Source organism: Pseudomonas sp. BJa3 (assembly GCF_026343815.1).
GTDB lineage: Bacteria > Pseudomonadota > Gammaproteobacteria > Pseudomonadales > Pseudomonadaceae > Aquipseudomonas > Aquipseudomonas soli.
On the sequence record NZ_JAOXMC010000012.1, the window covers coordinates 151,907 to 176,266 of the forward strand.

The window sequence follows — 24,360 nt, forward strand, 5'->3', positions numbered from 1 at the left end:
CCATGAATATCGACCTGCACGGATTCGGCCCGGCCATGATGGCCGGTACCCTGATGACCGTAAAACTGGCGCTCTGCGCCTTGCTGCTGGGGCTGGTCCTGGGCCTGCTCGGCGCCCTGGCCAAGACCTCGCCGGTCAAGCCCTTGCAATGGCTTGGCGGCACTTATTCCACACTGGTACGCGGCGTACCCGAACTGCTCTGGGTGCTGCTCATCTATTTCGGCACCGTCGGGCTGATGAACAGCCTTGGCGAACTGCTGAACATGCCTGGCCTGGAGCTCAGTGCCTTCACCGCTGGCGTGATCGCCCTCGGCCTGTGCTTCGGCGCCTACGCCACGGAAGTATTCCGCGGCGCGATCCTGGCCATCCCCAAGGGGCATCGTGAAGCGGGCCTGGCCCTTGGTCTGTCCAAGGGCCGTATCCTGTCACGGATCATCCTCCCGCAGATGTGGCGCATCGCCCTGCCGGGCCTGGGCAACCTGTTCATGATCCTGATGAAGGACACTGCGCTGGTGTCGGTGATCGGCCTGGAAGAGATCATGCGCCACGCGCAGATCGGCGTGACCGTCACCAAGGAGCCGTTCACCTTCTACGCCGTGGCCGCCTGCATATACCTGGGCCTGACCGTGATTGCCATGACCGGCATGCACTTCCTGGAAAAGCGCGCCGCTCGCGGCTTCATGAGGGCCGAATAAATGAACTGGGAAGTCATCATCAAGTGGCTGCCACGCCTGGCCCAGGGTGCCACCCTGACCCTGGAACTGGTGGCCATCGCCGTCATCGCTGGCCTGATCCTGGCCATTCCACTGGGCGTGGCGCGCTCGTCGCGACACTGGTATGTGCGCGCCCTGCCCTTCGGTTACATCTTCTTCTTCCGCGGCACGCCGCTGCTGGTGCAGCTGTTCCTGGTGTACTACGGCCTGGCCCAGTTCGACGTGGTGCGCAACAGCTCGCTGTGGCCGTACCTGCGCGATCCGTTCTGGTGCACGGTGCTGACCATGACCCTGCACACCGCCGCCTATATCGCCGAGATCCTGCGCGGTGCCTTGCAGGCGATCCCCAAGGGCGAGATCGAAGCGGCCCGAGCACTGGGCATGTCGCGGGGCAAGACGCTGCTCTACATCATGCTGCCGCGCGCCGCGCGCATCGGCCTGCCGGCCTACAGCAACGAAGTGATCCTGATGCTCAAGGCCAGTGCCCTGGCCAGTACCGTGACCTTGCTTGAATTGACCGGCATGGCACGGACCATCATTGCCCGCACCTACCTGCCGGTGGAAATCTTCTTTGCCGCCGGGGTGTTCTACCTGCTGATCTCGTTCGTGCTGGTGCAAGGCTTCAAGCTGTTGGAGCGCTGGCTGCGCGTGGATGCCTGCCAAGGGCGTTGAGGCTGTAAATACCATCGGGGCCGCTTGGCGGCCCCTATTGATAGCGCTGCGGTGCCTGCATGCCGACCACGCCTTACCTCCACGACCAGCACCTGCTCGAGCGCTTCCAGGCCCTCGACCATTTCCTGCTGCAGCACCAACAACTGTGGCGCCCGCGCCCGTTCAACCACTTGCGCCTGGATTGGGAAGACGAGCACACCGAGCTGTCCTGCTGGCTGCGCCAACGTACCCTTGAGCAAGCCGAAGCCCCCGAGCAACCTGCAGCCCCGGCCCCATTTCCACAACTGGCCGCACAGGCGCAGGCACTGTCCGTCGTCGGCGAGCTGCCCGATGCCGGCCTGCACCCCGCCGCGCACCGTCTCGACGTCAACGTCCCCGGCCGCAAGTGGCAGCAGATCGAAGCCTTCAGCCGCCGCCTGGCGTTCAGCCAGCCTGCGCGGCACTGGCTCGACTGGTGCTCTGGCAAAGGCCACCTGGGCAGGCGCCTGCTGCAACCCGGCCAGCAGCTGACCTGCCTGGAGTACGACGCCGAGCTGGTCAGCGCCGGCAAGGCCCTGAGCGAGCATCACCACCTGGCTGCCACCCATGTCCAGCAGGACGTCATGGCCATGGACAGCGCCCGGCATCTGGATGGCGGCAAGAGCGCGGTCGCCCTGCACGCCTGCGGCGATCTGCATGTGCGGCTGCTGCAACTGGCAAGCGAGCAGGGATGCCGACAGATCGCCGTCGCGCCCTGCTGCTACAACCGCATCCAGGGCAAGCGCTATCAGCCGCTCTCCGGCGCCGCCCAGGCCTCGGCCCTGGCATTGACCCAGGACGACCTGGGCCTGCCGCTGAGCGAAGCGGTCACCTCCAGCCAGCGCACCCGCCGCCAGCGCGACCAGTCCATGGCCCGCCGCCTCGGGTTCGACCTGCTGCAGCGCCAACAACGGGACGTGGACGAATACCTGCCCACCCCTTCGCTGCCGGTCAGTTGGCTGGCAAAACCTTTCGAGCATTACTGTCGCGACCTGGCCGAGCTCAAGCAACTGACGATCAACGGCCAACCCGACTGGGTTGCCCTGGAGGCAGCCGGCCAGCAACGCCTGGCCGAGGTACGCAACCTCGAACAGGTACGCAACCTGTTCCGCCGCCCACTGGAGATGTGGCTGGTGCTCGATCGCGCCCTGTTCCTGCAGGAGCAAGGCTATTCGGTACGGCTAGGCGTGTTCTGCGATTACCCGCTGACCCCGCGCAACCTGTTGCTGCTGGGTGAGCGCGACGCAACGCCGCAGCGCGGTTGACAGCCTGTGGATAACTCTGTGTACAAGCTTGTGATGAAAATCACGAAATCTTGGATCCTTGGGCTATTTGCGCTGCTTTGCTTATTCCGTCGTGGGCCTCAAAGCCAGTAAAAACAGGCCTTTGCGCAAAGACCGGTGGTAGCCCCTATCGGCATGCCTTTCGCGCAAGCGGCCAATGCCACTTGTGCATAAGCAATTTTGCCAAGCGCTTTGGAAGGGCAGTTGTCAAGCCAGTTTGAGCAAGCCCATGCCTACCAGCAGCAACGCAAGACCCAACCAACCACGCCCGGCCAGACGCTGACCGAACAAGGCCCAGCCCATGGCCACGGTGGCAAGGATGCCAAAGCCGCCCCAGATGGCGTAGGCCAGCGACAGGTCGATGTCCTTCACCGCCTGCGCCAGCGCGGTGAACGCCGCCAGCACGCAGAGGATCGAGGCCAGGCCCAGGTCTTTGCGGCGGAAACCGTCGGAATACTTGAGCAGCAGGTTGGCCAGTACCTCCAGCACGATGGCCAGGCCCAGCCAGGCAAATGGAATCAACATGGCACGGCCTCCCCTTCACGCTCGACGGGCTTGGCGCGGGTACCGGCCTTGACCAGCAGGATGCCGGCGATCATCACCGCCAGGCCCAGGGCCTTGGTCCAGCCCAGGCTTTCACCGAGCCAGAGCACACTGATCAAGGTGATCAGCACGATGCCGAACCCTTCCCACAGCGCGTAGGCCACACCCACCGGCACGCGCTTGACCGCCAGGGCCAGGAAGAAATACGACAGACAGATCATGACGTACATGACGGCATGCCCCATCAAGGGGAAATGAGTGGCGGCGAGTTTCATCGACGCCGTGCCGATCACCTCGAAGGTGATGGCGACAATCAGGTAGATCCAGGAACGCATGGTGCCCTCCCATGGGCGACAGCGGCCGAGCGCACAGGCATCGGCGCCAGACAGAGACGTTTTACGGCTGTAGAGGGAGGGTGGCGCTAGAGGTCGCCGGTCCAGTGACGTTCACGGGAGACCAGGCGGGAAGAGGAGAGGAGCTTGAAAGCTTTACTGTTCAACATAATGAACACAAGATTATCTTAGCTGATTGATTTAGTCAAAATGATAGGCTGAGACTAATTATTTCTCGGGGAAAATGGACTTATCAAGAAAAACCCCCGTAAAGCTTGCTGAAAGCTTCGTAAATTATAATCCCCACGTTGTCTTTGCAGTAGCCGGCTTGCCCCGCGATCACCTGCAAGGCCACCCCTGCGACAAACCGTCGCCATCGAGGCAAACTAAAAATTAATTATTGTTTTACGATAATTATTCAAGAATAATCCGCTCCGTTCATCACTGTACGGAGGCACCCCATGAACAGTAGATCCGTGGCCTATGCGCGTTCGCGCCTACGCACCATCGGCGCATTCGCCGCCTACCTGGCCTGGACAACCGCGGTCGTCGAGCTGACCATCACGCCCTTGCTCTTCATCTTCGACTTCCCCGAGGTTTTCAACGGCTACCTGCAAGCCTACGGCGACCAGATGCCGCTGCTGCTCGAACCCGGCTACCAGGCATCCCCCCTGGCCGTCGGCCTGGTACTGGCGGTGGACATGATTCCCACGCTGATTTCCGTTGTGGCCCTCGGCCTGACCGGCCTGTTCTTCCACCGCCTCTCGCGTGGGCAGACCTGGACCTCGGCCAATATCAAATTGCTGTGGTGGGTCGGCCTGCTGTGCATCTTCACCCCACTGCTGTGGCCGGTGACCTACACCTTGCAGGGCCTGGCCCTGGCCATCGACCTGCCGGCCGGCGAAAGGAGCTTCAGCTTCTCGATCGGTGTATCATCGCAGGCTGTCTACGAGATCATGAAAGGCATCCTGCTGTGTGCCTTCTCGCTGCTCATGCGTGACGCCAAGACCATCAGCGATGAACACAACTGTTATGTCTGACTGCTTCCTATGCCGATAATCATCCGCCTCGACGTCGTCATGGCCCGGAACAAGATGCGTTCCAAGGACCTGGCGGAAATCATCGGTATCACGGAAGCGAACCTGTCGCTGCTGAAGAACGGCAAGATCAAGGGTTTCAAGATCGAGACCCTGGAGAAGCTGTGTCGCGCCCTGAACTGCCAGCCCGGCGATTTGCTGGAGTTCAGCGACGAATGATCAAGGACTGCAACACCCATGGCACTTTTCCACAATGGTCTGGCCGCCCTCGTGCTGGCCTGCCTGGCCTTGGCCCTGACCGGCTGCGGCCCAAGCTACACCTATAGATACTCGCCACCGCCCAGCGCGCATGGCATGAACTGCATCAACAGCTGTTCGACGGAGCGCAACCACTGCCAGCAGATGGCCCGCCTGCAGGACAACAGCGAACGTGCGCTGTACCAGGCCGAGATGAGGGCCTACCAGTACTGCCAGAACGGCAAGAGCAAGAAGGAAGCGCGTCACAGTTGCCACTACCCGAGCTACCCCTTCAACACAGGGAGCAGCTACAGTTGCGGCAATGATTACGACTCCTGCTACATGGCTTGCGGCGGCACCATCCAGCGCATCCTGAACAAAGACTGATCCCGGAACGGACTCGAACATCGTGAAACACACCAAGCCTTTCGCCCTGCTGACCCTCGCCCTGGCCATGACCGGCTGCGCCAACAGCCTGCCAAGCAGCAAGCCGGCCCCGTTGAACTGGAACATGCCCGGCATGCAGCTGGGCGGTGACCGCGGCCTGCCCCTGCACAACGCCGACGGCAGCTGCCGCAAGCGCGGCTGCGACAACGGCAAGCTGTTCTTCAACCCCGGCCAACCCGAGCCAAGCGTCAACTCCATGCACCGCGGCTGGTAAGAAAATTCTCCTTTCAGTTCGGTGACTTAGGGTTTTGTGCGCTGGATGTAACGAAGTGGTTTACAGCGCCGAATCCATCGCTATAATGACGCCCCTGTGCCGGTATAGCTCAGATGGTAGAGCAACTGACTTGTAATCAGTAGGTCCCGGGTTCGATTCCTGGTGCCGGCACCATCCTCAAAAGCCTCGACAAATGTCGGGGCTTTTTCGTTTCCGCTGTCCCTCAGCCGAAAAAAATCCCTCAAAGCCAACCCGATCAATGAGCGGGCTTGCCTACGATGGGCCGCACAGCGGCCCCGGCAATCTCTGACAACACCCCCCTCTCCACCCAGCAAGACACGCCTCCAAACACAAACGCTTTGACTTGCCAAACGAGCCCAGCTACGATTTTATCTTAAATTTTAGATATTCCTGCTGAGGCAACCCCATGGCGCTTCAATTCCACGAAAGCCCTTTCCACGCCACCCACGATGCAGAGACGGCCAGCAAAATGGCCTTGAAGATGGACCTGTCTATCTTCATCACGCATTGCATCAAAAAAATGGGCCTCAAACAGCACGAAGCCGCGGCCAGGCTGAACGTGACACAGTCCCGGGTATCCGAGCTGGCCAATGGCAAGATCGAGAAGTTCACGCTGGACGCCATGATGGACATGCTCGACAAGCTCGGCTTTAGAACGAGCCTGACCCTCCCTTCGAACGATGCCGATTCGCCTGCGCAGATCGTGATCACTCAAACGCCCGGCAGCTAAACCCTGTACCCCATCTTCCGCAGCTCTTGCTTGAACTCCTTCATGCGATCTTCAGCGACCTGCATCGCATGCCGGTCGGACCTGTTAGTCGTTTTCACGAACGAATGCAACACAACGACCATGTCCGCAAATTTGGCCACATACACGCAGCGGAATGCAGGGCTGCCGTTGATGATGAGCTCTATCGCGCCCGCCCCCACCGACTCCGTCAGCGCCTTGATCGGCCGCTCAGGGTCCTGGCCATACTGAATACGACGCAGGTCTTTGCCGAAATCGTCCTGAACATCCTGCGGAAGATCCTTGTACTCACGCTCAGCAGCGGCACTCACAAACGCAAACTTTCTCAACGGTCTACCTACAAACGAAATGCTGGCATCGTGGACGGCATGCATGCCGGAGAACGTGGAATTTAGCGCAGTCGATTGCTCTGGGCGGGGGTAGAAGTGTTTCGGGATATCAGCTTGAAATAGGGTGTTTCATTCACCTGCACGGCTTGAGCTGGCCTGAGGCGTCGCAGGAGATGGTGGGCGGCAATCGCGTTGCTCGGAGCAATGGGCTGTAACACCAAGGCGGACATCTGCCGCCATGGCGTCCGAGCTATGGTCAGAAACGGCTATTGAACGGCAGTTGAGCCACAAGAAGCGCAACAACGAGCGCGCCGCCTGTACCCAATGGGACGAGTTCCTCGAAGAGCGCCGGATGATCATGACCTGGTGGAGCCGGTTTCTGAAGGCGAACCGCGACAACCATGTGACGCCGCATGAGTTTGCCAAGCAGGCGGGGAAGAACGTCACGCGCCTTCGCAGTGGCAAGAGGACCGAGTAGCCCGCCGCACCACCTCAATTCGCTGTGAAGTTACCCACAGGACCGCGTGATGCTCCTCCGCGCGGGTCCTTTCAAACGGGGCTGCAAAGCCGCCCCGTGACCATACCCAAGAAAAAAACTGCTGGCACAGCTTACGTATGTGGAAAACCATTGATGTCCACCGGGGGGTAGTTTTATCCACAGGCGCTAAATCCCTGATATCCCGCTGCTTGACGAATATTGTCCACAAGCGTAGGCCGGGAGTCGCAAGTGCTGTCGCCTCAAAACCCTCGACGAATGCCGGGGCTTGTTCGTTTCCGCGCCTGCGACACATTGTCCACCCTCTCTACTTCTTGTTTTCGCTCAATAAACCCTAATTTCAAAGCGGCTATTCCTGTGCCCGACGACTTTCGTCGACTTAAGGAGAAGTCCCATGAACGAGCAAGAAGGCGTGTCCCTGACCCGGCGTGGCATGCTGGCCGGCACTGTGTTGCTGGGCGTCGGAGCCTCGGCGCTAGGCAGTGGCCTGGCCCAGGCCGCGACCGCTTCGCCCGCCGCCGGCCCGGTGCCTGACCTGGCGAAACTGGAGCGGGTAAGCGTCGAACTGGTGGCACCGCCACAGGTGCACCCCCACAGCCAGCGCGCTCCCGGCAAGCCGCGCATTGTCGAGTTCCGCATGGTCATCGAGGAGAAGGAACTGGCTGTCGACAGCGCCGGCGCCTATATCCACGCCATGACCTTCAACGGCTCGGTGCCCGGCCCGCTGATGGTGGTGCACGAGGGCGACTACGTGGAGCTCACGCTGGTCAACCCGGCCAGCAACAGCATGATGCACAACATCGACTTCCACGCCTCCACCGGCGCCCTCGGCGGCGGTGAGTTGACCCATGTGAAGCCGGGCGAGCAGGTGGTGCTGCGCTTCAAGGCCGACCGTGCCGGGGTGTTCGTGTATCACTGCGCGCCGGGCGGGGCGATGATTCCCTGGCATGTGGTGTGCGGCATGAACGGCGCGATCATGGTGTTGCCCCGTGACGGCCTGAAAGACCCCGAGGGCCGCCCGTTGCAGTATGACAAGGCCTGGTACATCGGCGAGCAGGACTACTACATCCCCCGCGACAAGGACGGCAAGTACAAGCGCTACGCCAACCCCATGGCCAGCTTCGGTGACATGAGCCAGCTGATGAAGGGGCTGGTGCCCAGCCATGTGGTGTTCAACGGCAGCGTCGGCGCCCTGACCGGCAAGCAGGCGCTCACCGCCAAGGTGGGCGAGACCGTGCTGATCGTTCATTCCCAGGCCAACCGTGATACTCGCCCGCACCTGATCGGCGGGCACGGCGACTACGTCTGGGCCTCGGGCAAGTTCGCCAACCCGCCGCAGCGCAACCTGGAGACCTGGTTCATCCCCGGCGGCGCGGCGGGGGCGGCGTTGTACACCTTCCGCCAGCCCGGCCTGTACACCTACCTCAACCACAACCTGATCGAGGCGGTGATGCTCGGTGCCGCCGCGCATGTGCAGGTGGAGGGGCAGTGGAATGACGACCTGATGAAGCAGGTGCAGGCACCCGGGCCGATCCGCTAGCGGTATTGATCCGGATCAAGCCCCTTGGCCATGCGCGGCATAGCCTGAGCGCAGGCATCCACTTCATGGAGGGAGACCATGGCCAAGCGATTTCCCACGAACCCCAGCCATCCCGAACGGATCTGCTGGGGCTGCGACTTGTACTGCCCGGCCAAGGCGCTGGCCTGCGGCAATGGTGCGGACCGGACCATGCACCCGGTGGAGTTGTTCGGCGAGGATTGGGAACAGCTCGATGATCATCTGGATGCGACCATGGCCACTTCGCATGCCGCGCCCGGACAGGAAATGCCGCTCAACCAAAAGTCTGAATGAACGGCGCCGCGCTTGCCTTGATGGCGGCAACTACCTTGGGTGCCTGATCGCAAAGCGCGGACTCCCTGGCCAGTGTTCGCTCCAATGCTTCAAGCTGCTTGCGAATGACTTCAGCCGGGTAGCTCACGTCGCAAAGCGGTGCGAAGTCCAGCAGGCCTTGCCGCGACGCAAACAAGGATTTGTTGCCGGATAGCGAAAACGCCAGCACGTCTTCCGGTGTGCGGGCCATAGCGGAAGAGGTAGTCGCCTGCACTGGTCAGCAATGCTCCACTGTCACCCTCGGGTGTCGCGACTATCAGCGGCGTCATTCGAACATCCCCTCGATTTCGTCAAGCGTCGGCATCACCGCCGCTATGACCTTCAGTTCGCAGCCGAGCGCCGCCAATGCACGTGCATAAGCACCGATGGCCACTGAGAGGCTACCTTTCTCCATGGCAATGATCTTTTGCCGGGTGATACCGGCCAAGGTTGCGAGCGCCTGCTGGGTCAATCCCCGGTTAAGCCTTCGCGTGCGAACCTGCGCGCCCAGGCGCTCAACGATCAATGAGTGGTCCATGTTCTTTATACGTGACAAATTTAGATGAATGTAACGTATAAGGAACATGATCAAAAATCAACCAGCATCAACGGTGTAAAAAGCTGTTCTAGAACGCCGTGCTCACCGTCACCGCCAGGTTGCGCGGGTCGCCATAGATTGCCCCGGCATAGAACCCGTAACGGGTGTAGTAGTGCTTGTCGAACAGGTTGTTGGCGTTGAGGCTGACGCTGGTGTCGTCGGTCAGCTGGTACTTGGCCATGGCGTTCCAGATCGCATAGCCCGACCAGTTGACGTCGGTGGCGCTGCGGCTGACGCCGTTGCTTGGCTGCCCGGCAGGGGTGGACACCGCGCGGATGTTGCTTTGCGCGGTCACGCCAGCGCCCAGGGTCAGGCGATCCAGCGGGCCGGACAGGCGATAAGTGGTCGAGGCCTTGAACAGGTGCGAGGGGTCGCTGCGCCCGTCGCTGTCCAGGCGGCGGAAGTGCAGGTAGGTGTAGCCGGCATAGACGTTCCAGTTCGGGGTCAGGGCGCCGGCGACTTCCAGGTCGATACCGTCGGTTTCCTGGCCGGAACCGGCCTTGTAGGCAGTGGCGCCGGTCGGCGTCAGCAGGTCGCCGTCCATCACCGCCTTGTTCTCCTGCCTGGTGCGGAAGTAGGCCGCGGACGCGTTCAGGCGACCATCGAACCATTCACCCTTGATCCCGGTTTCGTAGCTCTGGCCACGGATCGGCTCGACCTTGGTGCCGCTGGCGCTCTCTTCGGTCTGCGGGTTGAAGATGTCGGTGTAGCTGGCGTACAGCGAGTAGTTGTCGTCGAGGTCGTACACCGCGCCCAGGTAAGGGGTGACGATGCCGTTGTTCTGCTGGTTGCTGCGCGCACCGTTGACGCTGACGGTAGTAGCCGAATAGTCGGTGCTGCGCACACCGAGGATGAGCGACAGGGGGTCGGTGACGCTAAGGCGGGTGGCGGCATACATGCCCTGAAGACGGGTGGTAGTCTTGCTGTGCAGGCCGGTTTTTGAGGCCAGCATGGCGTAGTCGTCGTCCACGCCGTCTAGCCAGTTGCCCAGCCCCAGGCCATTGTTCGCCCGGAACTGGCAACCCACCCCGCTGTTCACTGCCTTGCCGCCGCCGACCATGCTGTAAGTGTACTGCGGTGACCAGGCCACGGTGCGGCTGTCGTTGTAGCCGACCATCGCCTGATGGGTGCGCCCGAAAAGTTGGAATGGGCCGGACAGGTCGATCTGCGCCGATTGCTGGGTGGTGTCGGTGGAGCTGTGCAGGCCGTTGAGCACCGCGCCGCTGCCGTCCTGGTTCCAGTAGCCGCCGTAGACGCCACGGCCGGACGAGTTGACCTTGGCCAGGCCACGGTGGTTGAGCGCCTCGCCGCTGCTCTGGGCAACCTTCAGGTCCAGGCTCCAGTCGTTGTCGAAACGGTGCGCCAGCGAGCCGAAGGCGGTGCGGGTGATGTATTCGCCAAAGCTCCAGCTGGGTACCACGTTGGTGCTGCGCGGCAGGTCGGTCTTGCTGCCATCGCCGTACCAGATCGGGATGTTGGCGCCCCAGCCGCCGCCGACCACTTTGCTGTACTCGTACTGGTAGCCGGCACCCAGGGTGGTGGCATCGTCCAGGTCGAATTCGAAGTTGGCCAGGGCCGCGCGGGAGCGTTCGGACTGGTTGTCGCGGAACGAGCCGGCGTCCTGCTGGGTCATGACCAGACGCGAACGCAGGCGGCCGTCCTCGGACAGCGGCAGGTTCAGGTCAGCACCCAGGCGGCGCTTGTCCCAGCTGCCATAGGTGGCGTAGGCGCTGCCGCCGAAGGTCCGGGTCGGCGCCTTGCGGATCAGGTTGACGGTAGCCGAAGGGTCACCGGTGCCACCGAGCAGGCCGTTGGCGCCACGGACGATGTCGATGCGTTCGTACAGGTCCATGTTCAGCGCGTTGCCGCCACCGCTGAAGTCCGAACCGCCGGGGAACTGCAAGCCGTCGATTTTCCAGTTGCTGATCGAGTAGCCACGGGCGCGGAAGTCGGTGCGCCCGCCCACTTCCATCTTGCTCATGCTCACGCCCGGCGTGGTGTCCAGGGCCTGCTCGAGGGTGTGGATATCACGGTCTTCCATTTGCTGGCGGGTAATGCTGGTGACCGACTGTGGCGTCTGCCGGGGTGTCAGCTGCAAGCCCGTGGAGCTGCGTGTGTTCTGCACGGTGTAGCCGATCTGGCCGCTATCGTCGGCCAGCGGCAACCCACTGCTGTCGATGTTGGTGGCGCCCAGTTCCAGCACCGGGCCGTCAGCGAAGGCTGTGCCGCTAAGCCCGAGGGCCACGCAGAAGGCAAGCGGGGAGAGGCGACTGCCGCCTCGGACCAAGGGGGTTGTGTCAGTCATGATGCTCTTGCATACCATTTGGGAAGGCTTCGTATTCGCAGATGATTTTTTGTTACGATTCTAGGCATCTACCCCTTAGGCTCCATGGATGGCTTGTATGGGGATGTAATCGAACGTAACGAGCAGCGCAGTTCCTCTTTCCACAGGTACCCACAGCCATGAACACCACCTTGCTGGTCGTCGATGATGACGACGAGATTCGCGAACTTCTCTGCGATTACCTGACGGACGCCGGCTATCAGGTTCTCGCTGCTGTCGATGGAAAGCAGATGCACGCGCAATTGACCCGGCACAAGGTCGACCTGGTGGTACTCGACCTGATGCTGCCCGGCGAGGACGGCCTGAGCCTGTGCCGGCAGTTACAGGCGCAGCCGGGCTTGGCGGTGGTGATGCTGTCGGCCAGGGGCAGCACTCTGGACCGCATCATCGGCCTGGAAGTAGGCGCCGACGATTACCTGGCCAAACCCTTCGAGCCGCGCGAGCTGGTCGCCCGGATCAAGGCTGTGTTGCGCCGCCCCCATCGTCTGGAGGTAGAGCCCGATACTTCGGATAGCGAGCCACAATTGTTTGCGGGTTTTCGTCTCGATCACGTCAAACGGTTGCTCGTTCACCCTGACGGCCAAGCCTTCAACCTGCCACGCTCCGACTACCGTGTGCTGCGTGAACTGCTGGACGCCAACAACCGCGTGGTCTCGAGGGACCACCTGACACGCAGCGCGTTCGGCCGCGACCATCTGCCCGACGACCGCTCGGTGGACATGTGCATCAGCCGCCTGCGCCAACAACTGCGCCGGGCGCCAGGCCAAGGCGTGCAGATCCTCACCATCCGCAACGAAGGCTATCTGCTGAGCCTGGCCCGCGAAGCGTTGGGCCCCTGAGGTGCGACTGCTTCGCCGGCTGTGGCCGCGCACGCTGTTCGGCCAACTGCTGTTGATCATGATCAGCGGCACCCTGGTGATCCAGTTGATGTCCAGCAGCATCTGGTTCGACGTACGCTTCGCCCAGGTGCTGGAAGCGCCGGTGCGGTTGATCGCGGCGCGCAGCGCGCCCCTGATCGTCCAGGCCGACTGCCATGGCACGGCACGCCAGGTACCGAAGCACTACCAACTGCGTTGCGCCGAAGCGCCGCCCGAGGGTGAGCATGACCAACGGCGCGGCTGGCGGCGCATCGAGCTGTTGCTGCATCAGGCACTGGCCTACGAATTGGGGGGCGATGTGCGGCCGAGATTGCTCAAGGTCCGGCTCACCGACGAACTGGGCCAGCCCATCGTCTGGCGCAGCCTGTTCGGCTTGCGCACCGCCCAGGCGCATATCGAGTTTGCCGTGCCCCTCGCCGATGGCCACTGGCTGGTCATCGATGGCCAGGAGTTGCAGGGCTGGAGCGGCGAGTCGGCGTGGCTGCTGATCAGCGACTACCTGCTGCGGGTCTATGCCCTGCGCATCGCCGCCGTGCTGGTGGTGTGCCTGGTGGCGGTACGCTTGTGCCTGCGCCCGCTGCGCCGCCTGGCCGATGCCGCCCGTGGCCTGGGTGGCAATCTGGAACAGGCGCCGTTGCCGCTGGACGGCCCCGAGGAAGTGCGGCACGCCGCCCAGGCCTTCAATGCCATGCAGCAACGGCTGATCCGCATGGTCAACGACAAGGCCTACTTCCTCGCCGCCGTGTCCCATGACCTGCGTACGCCGCTGACGCGCATGCGCCTGCGCCTGGAACGGCTGGAGGACAGCGAACACAAGGAGCGCCTGCGCCAGAACATCGCACAGATGGACGGCATGATCGGCCAGGTGCTCGACTACCTGCGGGCGGGCGAGCAGCAGAACCTGCAAGCGGTCGACCTCGACCGCCTGGTGGCACGCCAATGCGCGGATTTGGCCAGCGCCGAAGAGCCCTTGCCGATCCATGGCCAGGTGGGCCAGGCCCAGGTAGATGCCCTGCTACTGCAACGGTGCCTGCAAAACCTGTTGGTCAATGCCCTGCGCTATGCCAGGGAGGTCGCGGTGGTGCTGGAAAGCACGCCAACCGATGGGTACATCCACATCGACGATCGCGGCCCGGGCATCGACCCGGGCTTGCTGGCGACTGTCACCGAGCCTTTCGTGCGCGGCGAGGGCTCACGCAACCAGGCCTCTGGCGGCTATGGGCTGGGGCTGAGCATCGCCCAGCGCATCGTTGCCAGCCATGGAGGTGAACTGAAGCTGGTGAATCGGCAAGGGGGCGGGTTGCGGGTCAGCGTGCGATTGCCCAAGGGCAAAATCGCCTGATCATTTGCCGTCACCCTGCAGGATCCTCAGCGCCGCTTCGGCCAGGAAGCCCGAACGGCTCTTGTGCTCCGGGTGGTTCTGTACGTAGCTGTCGATGCGGGTGAGCAGGTACGCCGGCAAGGTGATGTTGAGCTTCTCGGCCTTGCCCAGGTAGCGGGTGATGTCGATATCGATCAATGCCCAGGTGCAGCCGGCATAGGCGGGATTGGCCGCATGCACGCCGACCTTGCTGGCCCTGGGGATTTCCTGCTGGTCCTGGGCCAGGAGTTCGAGGTGGCCTTCGATCGCTTCACGCGCCATGGCGATGGCGTTGTCGAGGTCTTCGCCCGCCGAAAAGCAGCCAGGGATATCCGGGACTTCCACGCCCCAGGCGTGCTGGTCGTCACCGGGGAGGATCGCGATAGGGAACAACATGGTGATGAGTCTCCTCGTCAGCTGGCGTAGCAGATGCGTGCCTGGCGCAGGATGCTGGCCGCAGTCGCGGGCAGCAGGTCTTTCCTGGGATGCGGGATGGTGACCAGCCCGGCTTTTTCAGGATGCTTGAAATGATGGTGGCTGCCTTTGGAGCGCACCAGATACCAGCCATCCGCCTCGATCACAGCAATCATTTCACGGCTGTTCATTCACCCATTCCTTGGGCCGGCCGATTGGTGGTTAGTATAACCACCAACAGACAATTATCAACACCATACCCACCATTACGACAAGCGGCTGCCAGGAGGAGAAGTATGGGGAGAGGAACGGAGCAAGCACCGGGAGAAGTGATGCGGGATCTTGCAGCAGGGAGAGTCGCCAGATAGTTCAGAGCACGGCCAATGCCTTTGCCTTCAACACTTGCAGATCCATCACCGGCACCCCTACCCGCTTGGCCATCTCGTCCCACTCGCGCAGGCGCAGGCTGACCCTGAACAACGGGTCGGCCTCGAACGCATCGGCTTCGGCATCGTTCATCATCCCACCCTGGTACGCCAAGGTGCGTCGGCTGGCTTCGCTCAAACGATCGTAGTATCCGGGCTGGCGCAAGGTCAGGTAGCGCTTGGCCTCGACGTGATACTGCACCAGCCTGGCCAGCCGCTCGCTGAAACCACACCGGCGCAAATACTCGGCACCGATGCGCTCATGACTGACAACGCCATAACCGCCCATGTCCTCGCCCTCGCACAGGTGGCCGATGTCATGGAAGAAGGCGGCCAGAATCACTTCGTCGTCGTAGCCTTCGGCCATGGCGAGCTGGGCTGCCTGGGACATGTGCTCGATCTGGGTGATGGCCTCGCCGATATAGTCGGCGCTGCCATGACGCTCGTACAAGGCGAAGGTGTCGTCGATGATCCGGGAAGAAGTTGGCATTGCGTGGGCTCCTGCGTTGCCTGGTCTGACGCCATCGCGGGGCAGCTTGAGTATAGAAGCCGGCTTGCCCCGCGATGAGGGCCTTACTGCTGGGCGACTTTCTCCGACTTGCCGTCGTAGCGTTTGCGCCACTCGGCGAGAATCTGGTCGCGGTTCTTCGAGGCCCAGGCGAAGTCGTTCTTGATCAGGCGCTGCTCATAGTCGGCCGGCAGTTCGGTCTGCGGCTTGGCGATGCCGGGGGCGGCGAGCACCGCGAAGTTCTCCTTGTACAGCTCCATGGCGGCAGGGCTGGCGGAGAAGTCGGCCAGGCGCTTGGCGGCATCGGCTTTCGGCGAGCCCTTGATCAGCGCCGTGGCCTCGATCTCCCAGCCCAGCCCCTCCTTGGGCAGGACGATGTCCAGGGGTGCGCCCTGGCGCTTGAGCTGCACGGCCGGGTACTCGAACGAGATGCCGATCGGGAATTCACCTGCTGCCGCCAGCTTGCATGGCTTGGAGCCGGAATGTACGTACTGGCCGATGTTCTGGTGCAGTGCGTCCATGTAGGCCCAGCCCTGAGGCTCGCCGTAGGTCTGCAGCCAGGCGCTCACATCGAGGAAGCCCGTACCGGACGAGGCCGGGTTGGGCATGACGATCTTGCCCTTGTACTCAGGCTTGGTCAGATCCTGCCAGCTCACCGGCTTGCTCAGGCCCTGCTTCTCGGCCTCGACGGTATTGAAGCAGATCGTCGCGGCCCACACGTCCATGCCTACCCAGGCCGGCGGATTGGCGGCGTCGCGGTAGTTGGGCGAGATCTTGCCCAGGTCCTTCGGCGCATAGGCTTCGAGCATGCCGTTCTGGTCGAGGATGGCCAGGCTGGAGGCCGCCAGCCCCCACACGGCGTCAGCCTGTGGGCGCTCTTTTTCAGCCAGCAGCTTGGCGGTGATGATGCCGGTGGAGTCGCGCACCCATTTGATCTCGATGTCCGGGTTGGCCTTCTCGAAGGCCTGCTTGTAGCTCTTGAGCTGCTCGGCCTCCAGGGCGGTGTAGACAGTCAGCTGGGTGGCGGCCGAAGCCTGCAGGCTGAACACGGCGGATACGGCAGCGGCAAGTGCAAGGGGCTTGAACATGATGCGGTTCCTATCGGTGTGGGCAGTAGGTCAATAGCCGGGGGCGCGTTGGCGCCAGGCCTGGGAGCGGCGTAGCAGGCCGCGCGAAGCGCCGGCCAACAGCAGGGAGGCGGCGGCGCTGGTCAAGAGGATCAGGGTCGACATGGCAGCGGCGCCGCCAACGTTGCCGGCGTCATCCATGTTCAGCACGGCAACGGCGGCGAGGATGGTGTCGGGGCTGTAGAGGAAGATCGCCGCCGACACCGTGGTCATCGCCGAGACGAACAGGTAGCGGATGATGTCCAGCAGCGCCGGCAGGCAGATCGGCACGGTGACCCGCACGAAGTGCTTGTACAGCGGCGCCTTGAGCGACAGCGCGGCGGCTTCGAACTCACCGTCGAGCTGGCGCAGGGCGGTGGTGGCGGTCATCTGCGCGGTGGTCAGGTAGTGGGCGATGGTGCACACCACCAGCAGCGCCATGCTGCCGTAGAACACGTGCAACGGGTTGCCGTTGAGGTTGAAGAAAAACACGTAGCCCAGGCCCAGCACCAGGCCGGGCACCGCCATGGGGATGAAGCTGAGCAGACGCAGCAGTTGATTGAGCAGGCGCTGGCCTTGGGTCTTCTCCATGAGGTAGGCACCGGTGAAGATCACCACGCTGCCGATCAGCGCGGTGCCGATGGCCATGGTCACGCTGTTGCGATAGGCCAGCCAGCCGCCGCCGGCGGTGTCTTCGAACATGTAGTGCTTGAGCGACAGCGACAGGTTGTACGGCCAGAACTTGACCAGCGACGAGTACACCGCCATGCCGATCACCGCCAGCAGCGCTGCGCAGACCAGCAACACAATGGCCAGGTAGCAGCCATCACGCAGCTTCGAAGGCTTCGGTTCGAACACCTGGGCGCGGCCGCTCATGGCCTCGCCCTGGCGGCGGCGCAGCCAGGCATCCACGGCAAAACTGAGTAGCGCCGGCACCAGCAGCACCATGCCGATCAGCGCACCACGACCGAACTGCTGCTGGCCGACCACCGCCTTGTAGGCTTCCAGCGCCAGCACCTGGTAATCACCACCGACCACTACCGGCACGCCGAAGTCGGTGATGGTCAGGGTGAACACCAGGCAGAACGCCGCGAACACCGCCTGGCGCGTGGCCGGCCAGGTGATGCTGAAGAATGCCCGGGCAGGCCCCGCGCCCATGCTCGAAGCGGCATCGAACAGCCGTGCGTCGGCCAGTGACAGCGCCGAGAGCAGGATCATCAACGCATGGGGGAAAGTGTAGATGGCCTCGCCAAGCACGATGCCCCAGAAGCCGTAGATGTTGTCGCTGAGCAGCCCGCGCAGCAGGCCCTGGTTACCGAACAGATAGACCAGCGCGATCGCAGGCAGCATCGACGGCGCCAGCAACGGCAGCAGCGAAATGCCACGCCACAGCCCCTTGGCCGGGATCAACGTGCGTTGCAGGGCATAGGCGAACAGGTAGGCCAGCGGCACAACGATGGCGGCAACGGTGAGGGCTACCGACAGACTGTTGCCGAGCAGCCAGTGGAAGTTCGCGCTGGCAAACAGTTCGCGGGCGGCCAGCAGCCCCCCGCCCTGCCCGGCTTCAGCGCAGAAGCCACGCCAGAAGATCGCCAGCAACGGCAGCAGCACCGCCAGCACCAGCAGGCTCAGCAACAGGCTCTTGCCACCGACGACGAACAGTCGATCCCCCAGGGCGACGCCGTTGCGTGGCCTGTCGTTGCCGTGAGTGAGCGGCAGGGTCATGGGCGCGGCCATCTCAGGCGAACACCTGCAGGCTCTGCGGCGGCAGGGCCACCCAGATATCCTGCGAACCCAGGCGCGGCATGGCTTCGGGCGCCAGCTCCGCGAGCAGCGCATGGCCCGGCAGGGCTTCGAGCTCGAAGCTCATGCGGCAGCGATTGCCGAGGAAGGTGACTTCCCGAACCTTGGCCGGGAACAGGTTCTCCTCGTGCACCACCGGGTTGACGGTGATCGCCTCGGGCCGGCAGAACAGTCGGCCGCTGCTGACGGTGCTGGCGTTGTCGGCCAGGCGCATGTGCATGCCGCCGACCTGGGCGTGGCTATTGCTGCTGCGCTGGAACGGCAGCCAGTTGCCCTGGCCGACGAACTCAGCGACGAAGGGTGTCGCCGGCTGGTCGTAGATTTCCTGGGGCGTGGCGTACTGCTCGACCTGGCCGTTGTTCATCACGGCGATGCGGTCGGCCATCAGCATGGCTTCGTCCTGGTTGTGGGTGACCATCAGCGTGGTGATGCCCAACTGGCGTTGCAGCTGGCGCAGTTCAGTGCACAGGTGCTCGCGAACACGGGCGTCGAGGGCCGACATGGGTTCGTCGAGCAGCAGCAGCGAGGGCGACGGCGCCAAGGCGCGGGCCAGGGCCACGCGCTGCTGCTGGCCGCCGGAGAGCTGGCCGGGGTATTTCTTCTCACTGCCGGCCAGGCCCACCAGCTCGAGCATCTCGCTCACCCGCTGGCGCGAGGCCTCGCGGTTGCCGCCGGTCAGGCCATAGGCAATGTTGGCTTCAACGGTGAGGTTGGGGAACAGTGCGTAGGACTGGAACAGGATGCCGTAGTCACGGGCCTGGGGCGGCAGCTCGGAGATATCGCGGTCGCCGATGTACAGCGTGCCGCGGTCCTGGCGCTCGAGGCCGGCGATGCAACGCAGCAGGGTGGTTTTGCCGCAGCCCGAGGGACCGAGCAGACACACCAGCTCGCCAGCGGCGATGTCGAGGGACACGTCGTTGAGCGCGGTGAAAGCGCCAAAGCGTTTGTGGATGCCGCGCACTTTCATCTGTGCGCCCGGGGTGACGTGGTTCATGGCAGGTCCTCATCGAAGCGATGGGGGCCATGCTAGGCAGGCTGTGCGAAGGTTCCGTGGCGTTGGGGCAAAAGCCGGCGATAGTGGTATAGGCAGATTTTGTAGTGGCCTTGAGGGCCCTATCGCTGGCAAGCCAGCTCCCACAAAAGCAAGTCGGCGCCAACCCTGTGGGGGCCGGCTTGCCGGCGATGAGGCCGGTGCAACCAGTAGAGAACTGTCAGAATTGCGAACCCACCACCTCCTGCGCCACCCCCAGGAACGCCGCCGGCAACCGCGCCTGGCGCCGCTCCTTCAGGCAGTACAGGTACTCGTGCATCACCGGTGCGTCGTCCAGCGCCAGCACCCGCAGCTCGGGGTTATGCGGCACCTCATGTCGGGCAATGATGCTGATGCCAATATTGCGCAGCACCGCCTCGCGGATCGACTCGCGGCTGCCTATCTCCAGCAGCGCCCCGGCCTTCACCCCGGCGTCCTGCATCATCTGCTCGGTGAGCTTGCGGGTGGTCGAGCCCTTTTCGCGCATCAACAGGCAATGCCCGGCCACCACCTCGATCGACACCGCCTGGCGTTGGGCCAAGGGATGATTGCGGTGCACCGCCAGTACCAACGGGTCGGTGCCCAGCACCCGGCGTACCAGGCGTGCGTCTTCGAGCAATTGTGACGAGGCGGCGATATCCACCCGGTAGTCCTCGAGCATTTCCAGCACCTGCTGCGAGTTACCGATCTCCACCGCCACCTCCACCTGTGGCAGGCGCTCGCGGAAGATCTTCACCAGGTCGAGGATGTAGTACGGCGCGGTAGCGGCGATGCGCAGGCTGCCCTGAGCCTGGCCGCTGTTGCGCAACTCGAACTCGATTTCGGCTTCCTGTTGCAGCAGCGCCTTGACCATCGGCAGCAGGCGCACGCCCTCCTCGCTCAACACCAGGCGCCGGCCCCCGCGGTAGAACAACTCGACGTTGTACTGGCCCTCGAGGTTGCGGATCTGCGTGGTCACCGTGGGCTGGCTGAGCCCGAGCTTCTTCGCCGCCAGGGTGATGCTGCCCAGGCGGGCCACCATGTAGAAGGCTTTGAGCTCGGCGCTCAGCATTGGCAGAACCTCTTTTTCACGCCACAGGCGTTATTTGCGCAACAGGCGTAGACCGTTGAACACCACCAGCAGGCTCACGCCCATGTCGGCGAATACCGCCATCCACATGGTGGCCATGCCGGCGAAGGTGATAGCCAGGAAGATTGCCTTGATCCCCAGGGCCAACACGATGTTCTGGGTGAGGATCGCCGCGCTTTGGCGCGACAGCCTGACGAAGGCCGGGATCTTGCGCAAGTCGTCGTCCATCAGCGCCACATCGGCGGTCTCGATGGCGGTGTCGGTGCCGGCGGCGGCCATGGCAAAGCCGATCTCGGCGCGGGCCAGGGCCGGCGCGTCGTTGATGCCATCGCCGACCATGCCGACACGATGCCCCTGGGCGTACAGGTTCTCGATGCTGGCGAGCTTGTCCGCGGGCAGCAGGTTGCCCTCGGCGCGGTCGATCCCCACCTGGGCCGCAATGGCCTGGGCGGTGTGGGGATTGTCGCCGGTCAACATGACCGTCTTGATACCCAGCTCGTGCAGCTCGGCGATGGCCTGGCGGCTGCTGTCCTTGACCGTGTCGGCCACGGCGAACAACGCCAACGGGCCGGAGCGGTCGAGCAGCAGCACCACGGTCTTGCCCTGGCGCTCCAGCACATCCAGCTGCGCCTCCAGCTCTGGGGAGCACAGGCCGAGTTCCTCCACCAGGCGATGGTTGCCCAGGTGGTAGGTCTGGCCCTCGATATCACCGCGCACACCGCGACCGGCCAGGGCGGCGAACTCGGTGACTTCGCTCAGAACCAGATCCTGGTCCTTGGCGAACAGAGCGATGGCACCTGACACCGGGTGATCGGAACGGGCGGCCAGGCTCGCGGCCAGCGCCTGGGCGCGCCCTTCGAACAGTGGGTCGAGCACCTTGCTGTCGGTCTGCACCGGCTTGCCGTGGGTAATGGTGCCGGTCTTGTCCAGGGCCAGGAAGTCCAGCTTGCGCCCGCCCTCCAGGTACACACCGCCCTTGATCAGGATGCCTTTGCGTGCCGCCGCGGCCAGGCCGCTGACGATGGTCACCGGGGTGGAGATCACCAGCGCGCACGGGCAGGCCACCACCAACAGCACCAGGGCACGGTAGATCCAGTCGAACCAGGCACCGGCCATGAACAGCGGCGGGATGAGCGCCACGGCGAGCGCTACCGCGAACACTACCGGGGTGTAGATGCGCGAGAACTGATCGACGAAGCGCTGGGTCGGCGCACGGGCGCCCTGGGCTTCTTCGACGGCCTTGATGATGCGGGCCAGGGTCGATTGACCGGCGGCGGCCGTGACGCGGTACTCCATCGCGCCGGCCTGGTTGATGGTGCCGGCGAACAGCTTGTCGCCGACCGCCTTCTCGACTGGCAGGCTTTCCCCGGTGATCGGCGCCTGGTCGACACTGGACTGGCCACTGACCACCTCGCCGTCCAGGCCGATGCGCTCACCTGGGCGCACCCGCACCCGTGCGCCGATTGCCACCTCGCGCACCTCTACCTCGCGCCACTGGCCATCGGCCTGTTGCACGGTGGCCATGTCCGGGGCCAGCTGCATCAGCCCGCCGATGGCATTGCGCGCGCGGTCCAGGGAACGGGCTTCGATCAGTTCGGCAACGGTGAACAGCACCATGACCATGGCCGCTTCCGGCCACTGGCCGATCAGCACGGCGCCGGTCACGGCGATACTCATCAGCGCATTGATATTGAGGTTGCGGTTTTTCAGGGCAATCCAGCCCTTCTTGTAGGTACCGAGGCCGCAGCCGAGGATGGCCGCCAGGGCCAGCGCGGCGACCACCCACTCCGGTGCCTTGCCGGAGAAGTGCACGATTTCGGCGGCGATCGCCGCAGCACCGGACAGCGCCAGCGGCCACCAACGGGTCTTGCTGGCCTGGGGCGCGCTGGCGGCGCCATCATCCTCGGCGGCCAAGGGTTCGGCCTTCATGCCCAGGCTATCGATGGCCCGCTCGATCTCGAAGGTGCCCTCGAGCGTATGGCGCACGCCGAGCACACGATTGATCAGGTTGAATTCCAGTTGCTCGATGCCGGCCAGCTTGCCGAGCTTGTCCTGGATCAGGGTCTGCTCGGTAGGGCAGTCCATGGCCTCGATGCGGAAGCGGTTGAGCTGCGCCTGGCCACTGGCCTTTTCGGTCAGTTGCACCAGGGCCGGGGCGCCCTTGCTGGCGCAGCAGCCGTGGGCGTGGGGCGCGTGGCCATGATCGAGGTCATGGGCGTGATCATGCTTGCGGTCGGGGCTGACAGGCTGGTTCATGGAATCATCCTTAACTGAGCGCTGGCCTCTGTAGAGATCCACAGAGTGGGTTGTTGCCAAGTGAACACCCTGTAGCCACTATAGGGTCAAGCCCTTTGCAGGAGATTTGCCATGAAGATCGGAGAACTGGCCAAGGCCACCGACTGCGCCGTGGAGACCATCCGCTACTACGAGCGCGAACAGCTGCTGCCGGAACCTGCCCGCAGCGATGGAAACTACCGGCTCTACACCCAGGCCCACGTCGAGCGCCTGACCTTCATCCGCAACTGCCGCACCTTGGACATGACCCTGGACGAGATCCGCAGCCTGTTGAACCTGCGCGACAGCCCCGATGGCTCATGCGGCAGCGTCAACGCGCTGATCGACGAGCATATCGAGCATGTGCAGGCGAGGATCGATGGGCTGGTGGCACTGCAGGCGCAGCTGGTGGAACTGCGGCAGCAGTGCAATGCGCAGGGGGCGGAGTGCGCGATCCTGCAGCAGTTGGAGACGAATGGGGCGGTGTCGGTGCCGGAGATCGAGCATTCCCATGTGGGGCGCAGCCACGGGCATTAGAGACTTGGGGCCGCTTTGCGGCCCCCCGACTTCCTTGAGTCAGACCGCCATCGGCGCCGTCATCGGCGCATGGTGCTCGTAGCCTTCCAGCCAGAAGTCGCTCGGTTCGATCTTCTCCAGCCACTCCGGCTCGTACTTGCCGGTCTCGGCAAACGCCGGCACGCGGTCGCTGATCACCAGCTTCGGTGCCGCCAGCGGTTCACGCTTCATCTGCTCGCCCAGCATATCCAGGTGGTTTTCGTACACATGGGCATCGCCGATGAAGTAGGTGAACCAGCGCGGGGTGTAGCCCGTCAGGCGGCCGAACAGCGACAGCAGCGCGGCACCTTCGGTGAGGTTGAACGGCGTGCCCAGGCCCAGGTCGTTGGAGCGGATGTAGAGGGTCAGGGAGATTTCCCGAGTTTCGACATTCGGGTGGAACTGGTACAGCAAATGGCACGGTGGCAGGGCCATCTCGTCGAGCTTGGCGCAGTTCCAGCCGTGGAACAGGATACGCCGGCTGCCCGGGTCGTTGGCGATGGTGTCCAGGCACTGGCGCACCTGGTCGATGGCCTTGTAGAGGATGACGAACGCCTGGCCGTCCTCCTCGTCCTGGGCGATACGGCGGAAACCGGCCTTCTCGGCCATCTCGATGGCGGCCGGGTTGCTCAGCGGGATACGTTTGTAGCCGGGCCACTGGCGCCATTGCACGCCGTAGATTTCGCCGAGATCGTCATGCCCCTGGCGGAACGGGTTGGCCAGCCACTGGGCGTTTTCGTTGGCGTTCTGGTCCCAGACCTTGCAGCCCAGCTCGCGGAACTCGCCGGCGTTCTTCACGCCGCGCAGGAAGCCGACCATCTCGCCAATCGCCGACTTGAACGCCAGCTTGCGCGTGGTGATGGCCGGAAAGCCCTTCTGCAGGTCGAACTTGAGCATGGCACCGGGCAGGCTGATGGTGCGGATACCGGTGCGGTTTTCCTGCAGCGTGCCGTTGTCTATGACGTCACGGACCAGGTCTAGATACTGTTTCATGGCTTACCTGTAACAAGAACGGCAGGGGAGCGCCCCTGCCGTG

The 24,360-nt window shown here is 63.5% G+C and carries 27 protein-coding genes, 1 tRNA gene and 2 pseudogenes; 15 read left to right on the forward strand and 15 right to left on the reverse strand.

Annotated features, from left to right (window positions below; genetic code table 11):
• The first annotated feature begins 2 nt into the window (after window positions 1–2).
• From OH705_RS16910 to OH705_RS16920, 3 genes are read left to right on the forward strand one after another with little or no spacing between them, the layout of a single operon-like run.
• Window positions 3–695, forward strand: coding sequence for an ABC transporter permease (locus OH705_RS16910; protein ID WP_094010996.1), 693 nt, complete (start codon window positions 3–5; stop codon window positions 693–695).
• Window positions 696–1,385: an ABC transporter permease gene (locus tag OH705_RS16915; RefSeq protein WP_023630847.1), complete on the forward strand. Its 690-nt coding sequence runs from the start codon at window positions 696–698 to the stop codon at window positions 1,383–1,385.
• A gap of 59 nt (window positions 1,386–1,444) precedes the next feature.
• Window positions 1,445–2,668 (forward strand): methyltransferase, encoded by a 1,224-nt coding sequence (locus OH705_RS16920; RefSeq protein WP_094010995.1) that lies wholly within the window; start codon window positions 1,445–1,447, stop codon window positions 2,666–2,668.
• Window positions 2,669–2,893: 225 nt separating this feature from the next.
• Here OH705_RS16920 and mdtI read toward each other — a convergent pair whose 3' ends face one another.
• Together mdtI and OH705_RS16930 are read right to left on the reverse strand one after the other, a co-directional pair.
• Window positions 2,894–3,211 carry a multidrug/spermidine efflux SMR transporter subunit MdtI gene (gene mdtI, locus OH705_RS16925; protein ID WP_104444766.1) on the reverse strand — a complete coding sequence of 106 codons (318 nt, stop codon included), beginning with the start codon at window positions 3,209–3,211 and terminating at the stop codon, window positions 2,894–2,896.
• Window positions 3,205–3,564, reverse strand: a complete 360-nt coding sequence (locus OH705_RS16930; protein ID WP_267302581.1) for an SMR family transporter — start codon at window positions 3,562–3,564, stop codon at window positions 3,205–3,207. The genes mdtI and OH705_RS16930 overlap by 7 nt, the downstream gene beginning before the upstream one ends.
• A gap of 458 nt (window positions 3,565–4,022) precedes the next feature.
• On the opposite strand from OH705_RS16930, the gene OH705_RS16935 reads away from it, so the two are divergent.
• From OH705_RS16935 to OH705_RS16960, 6 genes are all read left to right on the forward strand, one after another.
• Window positions 4,023–4,601, forward strand: coding sequence for a hypothetical protein (locus tag OH705_RS16935; RefSeq protein ID WP_094010992.1), 579 nt, complete (start codon window positions 4,023–4,025; stop codon window positions 4,599–4,601).
• 9 nt (window positions 4,602–4,610) lie between these two features.
• Window positions 4,611–4,817 carry a helix-turn-helix domain-containing protein gene (locus OH705_RS16940; RefSeq protein WP_023629980.1) on the forward strand — a complete coding sequence of 69 codons (207 nt, stop codon included), beginning with the start codon at window positions 4,611–4,613 and terminating at the stop codon, window positions 4,815–4,817.
• An 18-nt stretch (window positions 4,818–4,835) separates the two neighbouring features.
• Window positions 4,836–5,222 carry a hypothetical protein gene (locus OH705_RS16945; protein ID WP_046853791.1) on the forward strand — a complete coding sequence of 129 codons (387 nt, stop codon included), beginning with the start codon at window positions 4,836–4,838 and terminating at the stop codon, window positions 5,220–5,222.
• 22 nt (window positions 5,223–5,244) lie between these two features.
• A complete protein-coding gene (locus tag OH705_RS16950; protein WP_023629982.1) occupies window positions 5,245–5,496 on the forward strand; it encodes a hypothetical protein in 252 nt (83 codons plus the stop codon).
• 98 nt (window positions 5,497–5,594) lie between these two features.
• Window positions 5,595–5,670, forward strand: a tRNA-Thr gene (locus tag OH705_RS16955).
• Between the two features lie 253 nt (window positions 5,671–5,923).
• Entirely contained in the window at window positions 5,924–6,247 is a 324-nt protein-coding gene (locus OH705_RS16960) for a helix-turn-helix domain-containing protein (protein WP_046853787.1), read from the forward strand.
• Here the strand turns inward: OH705_RS16960 and OH705_RS16965 are convergent.
• Window positions 6,244–6,594, reverse strand: a complete 351-nt coding sequence (locus tag OH705_RS16965) for a type II toxin-antitoxin system RelE/ParE family toxin (RefSeq protein ID WP_267302607.1) — start codon at window positions 6,592–6,594, stop codon at window positions 6,244–6,246. The two genes, OH705_RS16960 and OH705_RS16965, sit on opposite strands and share 4 nt — an antisense overlap.
• A gap of 189 nt (window positions 6,595–6,783) precedes the next feature.
• On the opposite strand from OH705_RS16965, the pseudogene OH705_RS16970 reads away from it, so the two are divergent.
• The 3 genes and pseudogenes from OH705_RS16970 to OH705_RS16980 all read left to right on the forward strand — a co-directional run.
• Window positions 6,784–7,072 (forward strand): annotated as a pseudogene (locus OH705_RS16970) (integrase); the annotation flags it as partial.
• Between the two features lie 412 nt (window positions 7,073–7,484).
• Entirely contained in the window at window positions 7,485–8,630 is a 1,146-nt protein-coding gene (gene nirK / locus OH705_RS16975; protein WP_267302582.1) for a copper-containing nitrite reductase, read from the forward strand.
• 78 nt (window positions 8,631–8,708) lie between these two features.
• Window positions 8,709–8,942, forward strand: coding sequence for a DUF3079 domain-containing protein (locus tag OH705_RS16980; RefSeq protein ID WP_046853785.1), 234 nt, complete (start codon window positions 8,709–8,711; stop codon window positions 8,940–8,942).
• On the opposite strand, the pseudogene OH705_RS16985 reads toward OH705_RS16980, so the two are convergent.
• The 3 genes and pseudogenes from OH705_RS16985 to OH705_RS16995 form a co-directional block, all read right to left on the reverse strand.
• Window positions 8,923–9,168: pseudogene (locus OH705_RS16985) on the reverse strand (type II toxin-antitoxin system HipA family toxin); the annotation flags it as partial. The gene OH705_RS16980 and the pseudogene OH705_RS16985 overlap by 20 nt on opposite strands.
• A 78-nt stretch (window positions 9,169–9,246) precedes the next feature.
• Window positions 9,247–9,498 (reverse strand): helix-turn-helix domain-containing protein, encoded by a 252-nt coding sequence (locus OH705_RS16990; protein WP_267302583.1) that lies wholly within the window; start codon window positions 9,496–9,498, stop codon window positions 9,247–9,249.
• A gap of 88 nt (window positions 9,499–9,586) precedes the next feature.
• On the reverse strand, window positions 9,587–11,881 hold the full coding sequence (locus OH705_RS16995; protein ID WP_267302584.1) for a TonB-dependent siderophore receptor: 2,295 nt from the start codon (window positions 11,879–11,881) through the stop codon (window positions 9,587–9,589).
• A gap of 140 nt (window positions 11,882–12,021) precedes the next feature.
• Here OH705_RS16995 and OH705_RS17000 point away from each other — a divergent pair, with 140 nt between their 5' ends.
• Window positions 12,022–12,741, forward strand: a complete 720-nt coding sequence (locus OH705_RS17000) for a response regulator (RefSeq protein WP_267302585.1) — start codon at window positions 12,022–12,024, stop codon at window positions 12,739–12,741.
• A gap of 1 nt (window position 12,742) precedes the next feature.
• Complete coding sequence (locus OH705_RS17005; RefSeq protein WP_267302586.1) at window positions 12,743–14,122, forward strand: ATP-binding protein; 1,380 nt, start codon at window positions 12,743–12,745, stop codon at window positions 14,120–14,122.
• On the opposite strand, the gene OH705_RS17010 is transcribed toward OH705_RS17005, so the two are convergent.
• From OH705_RS17010 to OH705_RS17045, 8 genes are all read right to left on the reverse strand, one after another.
• Window positions 14,123–14,536, reverse strand: coding sequence for a type II toxin-antitoxin system HicB family antitoxin (locus tag OH705_RS17010; RefSeq protein WP_094010983.1), 414 nt, complete (start codon window positions 14,534–14,536; stop codon window positions 14,123–14,125).
• Window positions 14,537–14,553: 17 nt separating this feature from the next.
• Complete coding sequence (locus OH705_RS17015) at window positions 14,554–14,745, reverse strand: type II toxin-antitoxin system HicA family toxin (RefSeq protein ID WP_023630583.1); 192 nt, start codon at window positions 14,743–14,745, stop codon at window positions 14,554–14,556.
• Between the two features lie 178 nt (window positions 14,746–14,923).
• On the reverse strand, window positions 14,924–15,469 hold the full coding sequence (locus OH705_RS17020) for a phosphonate degradation HD-domain oxygenase (protein ID WP_094010982.1): 546 nt from the start codon (window positions 15,467–15,469) through the stop codon (window positions 14,924–14,926).
• Window positions 15,470–15,552: 83 nt separating this feature from the next.
• Entirely contained in the window at window positions 15,553–16,575 is a 1,023-nt protein-coding gene (locus OH705_RS17025) for a putative 2-aminoethylphosphonate ABC transporter substrate-binding protein (protein ID WP_094010981.1), read from the reverse strand.
• A gap of 30 nt (window positions 16,576–16,605) precedes the next feature.
• Window positions 16,606–18,330, reverse strand: coding sequence for a putative 2-aminoethylphosphonate ABC transporter permease subunit (locus OH705_RS17030; protein ID WP_267302587.1), 1,725 nt, complete (start codon window positions 18,328–18,330; stop codon window positions 16,606–16,608).
• Window position 18,331: 1 nt separating this feature from the next.
• Complete coding sequence (locus OH705_RS17035) at window positions 18,332–19,390, reverse strand: putative 2-aminoethylphosphonate ABC transporter ATP-binding protein (RefSeq protein WP_267302588.1); 1,059 nt, start codon at window positions 19,388–19,390, stop codon at window positions 18,332–18,334.
• Between the two features lie 217 nt (window positions 19,391–19,607).
• Window positions 19,608–20,477, reverse strand: a complete 870-nt coding sequence (locus OH705_RS17040; protein ID WP_267302589.1) for a LysR family transcriptional regulator — start codon at window positions 20,475–20,477, stop codon at window positions 19,608–19,610.
• A 30-nt stretch (window positions 20,478–20,507) separates the two neighbouring features.
• Window positions 20,508–22,751 (reverse strand): heavy metal translocating P-type ATPase, encoded by a 2,244-nt coding sequence (locus tag OH705_RS17045; RefSeq protein WP_267302590.1) that lies wholly within the window; start codon window positions 22,749–22,751, stop codon window positions 20,508–20,510.
• A 111-nt stretch (window positions 22,752–22,862) separates the two neighbouring features.
• Here OH705_RS17045 and cadR point away from each other — a divergent pair, with 111 nt between their 5' ends.
• Window positions 22,863–23,306, forward strand: coding sequence for a cadmium resistance transcriptional regulator CadR (gene cadR / locus OH705_RS17050; protein WP_023630699.1), 444 nt, complete (start codon window positions 22,863–22,865; stop codon window positions 23,304–23,306).
• A gap of 39 nt (window positions 23,307–23,345) precedes the next feature.
• On the opposite strand, the gene OH705_RS17055 is transcribed toward cadR, so the two are convergent.
• Window positions 23,346–24,317 (reverse strand): thymidylate synthase, encoded by a 972-nt coding sequence (locus OH705_RS17055; protein ID WP_267302591.1) that lies wholly within the window; start codon window positions 24,315–24,317, stop codon window positions 23,346–23,348.
• Window positions 24,318–24,360 lie beyond the last annotated feature (43 nt).

Bases quoted from the DNA above. Each gene is read 5' to 3' on its own strand.
- OH705_RS16910 (WP_094010996.1), top strand. From the start codon at position 3: ATGAATATCGACCTGCACGGATTCGGCCCGGCCATGATGGCCGGTACC.
- OH705_RS16915 (WP_023630847.1), top strand. From the start codon at position 696: ATGAACTGGGAAGTCATCATCAAGTGGCTGCCACGCCTGGCCCAGGGT.
- OH705_RS16920 (WP_094010995.1), top strand. From the start codon at position 1,445: ATGCCGACCACGCCTTACCTCCACGACCAGCACCTGCTCGAGCGCTTC.
- mdtI (WP_104444766.1), bottom strand. From the start codon at position 3,211: ATGTTGATTCCATTTGCCTGGCTGGGCCTGGCCATCGTGCTGGAGGTA.
- OH705_RS16930 (WP_267302581.1), bottom strand. From the start codon at position 3,564: ATGCGTTCCTGGATCTACCTGATTGTCGCCATCACCTTCGAGGTGATC.
- OH705_RS16935 (WP_094010992.1), top strand. From the start codon at position 4,023: ATGAACAGTAGATCCGTGGCCTATGCGCGTTCGCGCCTACGCACCATC.
- OH705_RS16940 (WP_023629980.1), top strand. From the start codon at position 4,611: ATGCCGATAATCATCCGCCTCGACGTCGTCATGGCCCGGAACAAGATG.
- OH705_RS16945 (WP_046853791.1), top strand. From the start codon at position 4,836: ATGGCACTTTTCCACAATGGTCTGGCCGCCCTCGTGCTGGCCTGCCTG.
- OH705_RS16960 (WP_046853787.1), top strand. From the start codon at position 5,924: ATGGCGCTTCAATTCCACGAAAGCCCTTTCCACGCCACCCACGATGCA.
- nirK (WP_267302582.1), top strand. From the start codon at position 7,485: ATGAACGAGCAAGAAGGCGTGTCCCTGACCCGGCGTGGCATGCTGGCC.
- OH705_RS16980 (WP_046853785.1), top strand. From the start codon at position 8,709: ATGGCCAAGCGATTTCCCACGAACCCCAGCCATCCCGAACGGATCTGC.
- OH705_RS16990 (WP_267302583.1), bottom strand. From the start codon at position 9,498: ATGGACCACTCATTGATCGTTGAGCGCCTGGGCGCGCAGGTTCGCACG.
- OH705_RS16995 (WP_267302584.1), bottom strand. From the start codon at position 11,881: ATGGTATGCAAGAGCATCATGACTGACACAACCCCCTTGGTCCGAGGC.
- OH705_RS17000 (WP_267302585.1), top strand. From the start codon at position 12,022: ATGAACACCACCTTGCTGGTCGTCGATGATGACGACGAGATTCGCGAA.
- OH705_RS17010 (WP_094010983.1), bottom strand. From the start codon at position 14,536: ATGTTGTTCCCTATCGCGATCCTCCCCGGTGACGACCAGCACGCCTGG.
- OH705_RS17015 (WP_023630583.1), bottom strand. From the start codon at position 14,745: ATGAACAGCCGTGAAATGATTGCTGTGATCGAGGCGGATGGCTGGTAT.
- OH705_RS17020 (WP_094010982.1), bottom strand. From the start codon at position 15,469: ATGCCAACTTCTTCCCGGATCATCGACGACACCTTCGCCTTGTACGAG.
- OH705_RS17025 (WP_094010981.1), bottom strand. From the start codon at position 16,575: ATGTTCAAGCCCCTTGCACTTGCCGCTGCCGTATCCGCCGTGTTCAGC.
- OH705_RS17030 (WP_267302587.1), bottom strand. From the start codon at position 18,330: ATGGCCGCGCCCATGACCCTGCCGCTCACTCACGGCAACGACAGGCCA.
- OH705_RS17035 (WP_267302588.1), bottom strand. From the start codon at position 19,390: ATGAACCACGTCACCCCGGGCGCACAGATGAAAGTGCGCGGCATCCAC.
- OH705_RS17040 (WP_267302589.1), bottom strand. From the start codon at position 20,477: ATGCTGAGCGCCGAGCTCAAAGCCTTCTACATGGTGGCCCGCCTGGGC.
- OH705_RS17045 (WP_267302590.1), bottom strand. From the start codon at position 22,751: ATGAACCAGCCTGTCAGCCCCGACCGCAAGCATGATCACGCCCATGAC.
- cadR (WP_023630699.1), top strand. From the start codon at position 22,863: ATGAAGATCGGAGAACTGGCCAAGGCCACCGACTGCGCCGTGGAGACC.
- OH705_RS17055 (WP_267302591.1), bottom strand. From the start codon at position 24,317: ATGAAACAGTATCTAGACCTGGTCCGTGACGTCATAGACAACGGCACG.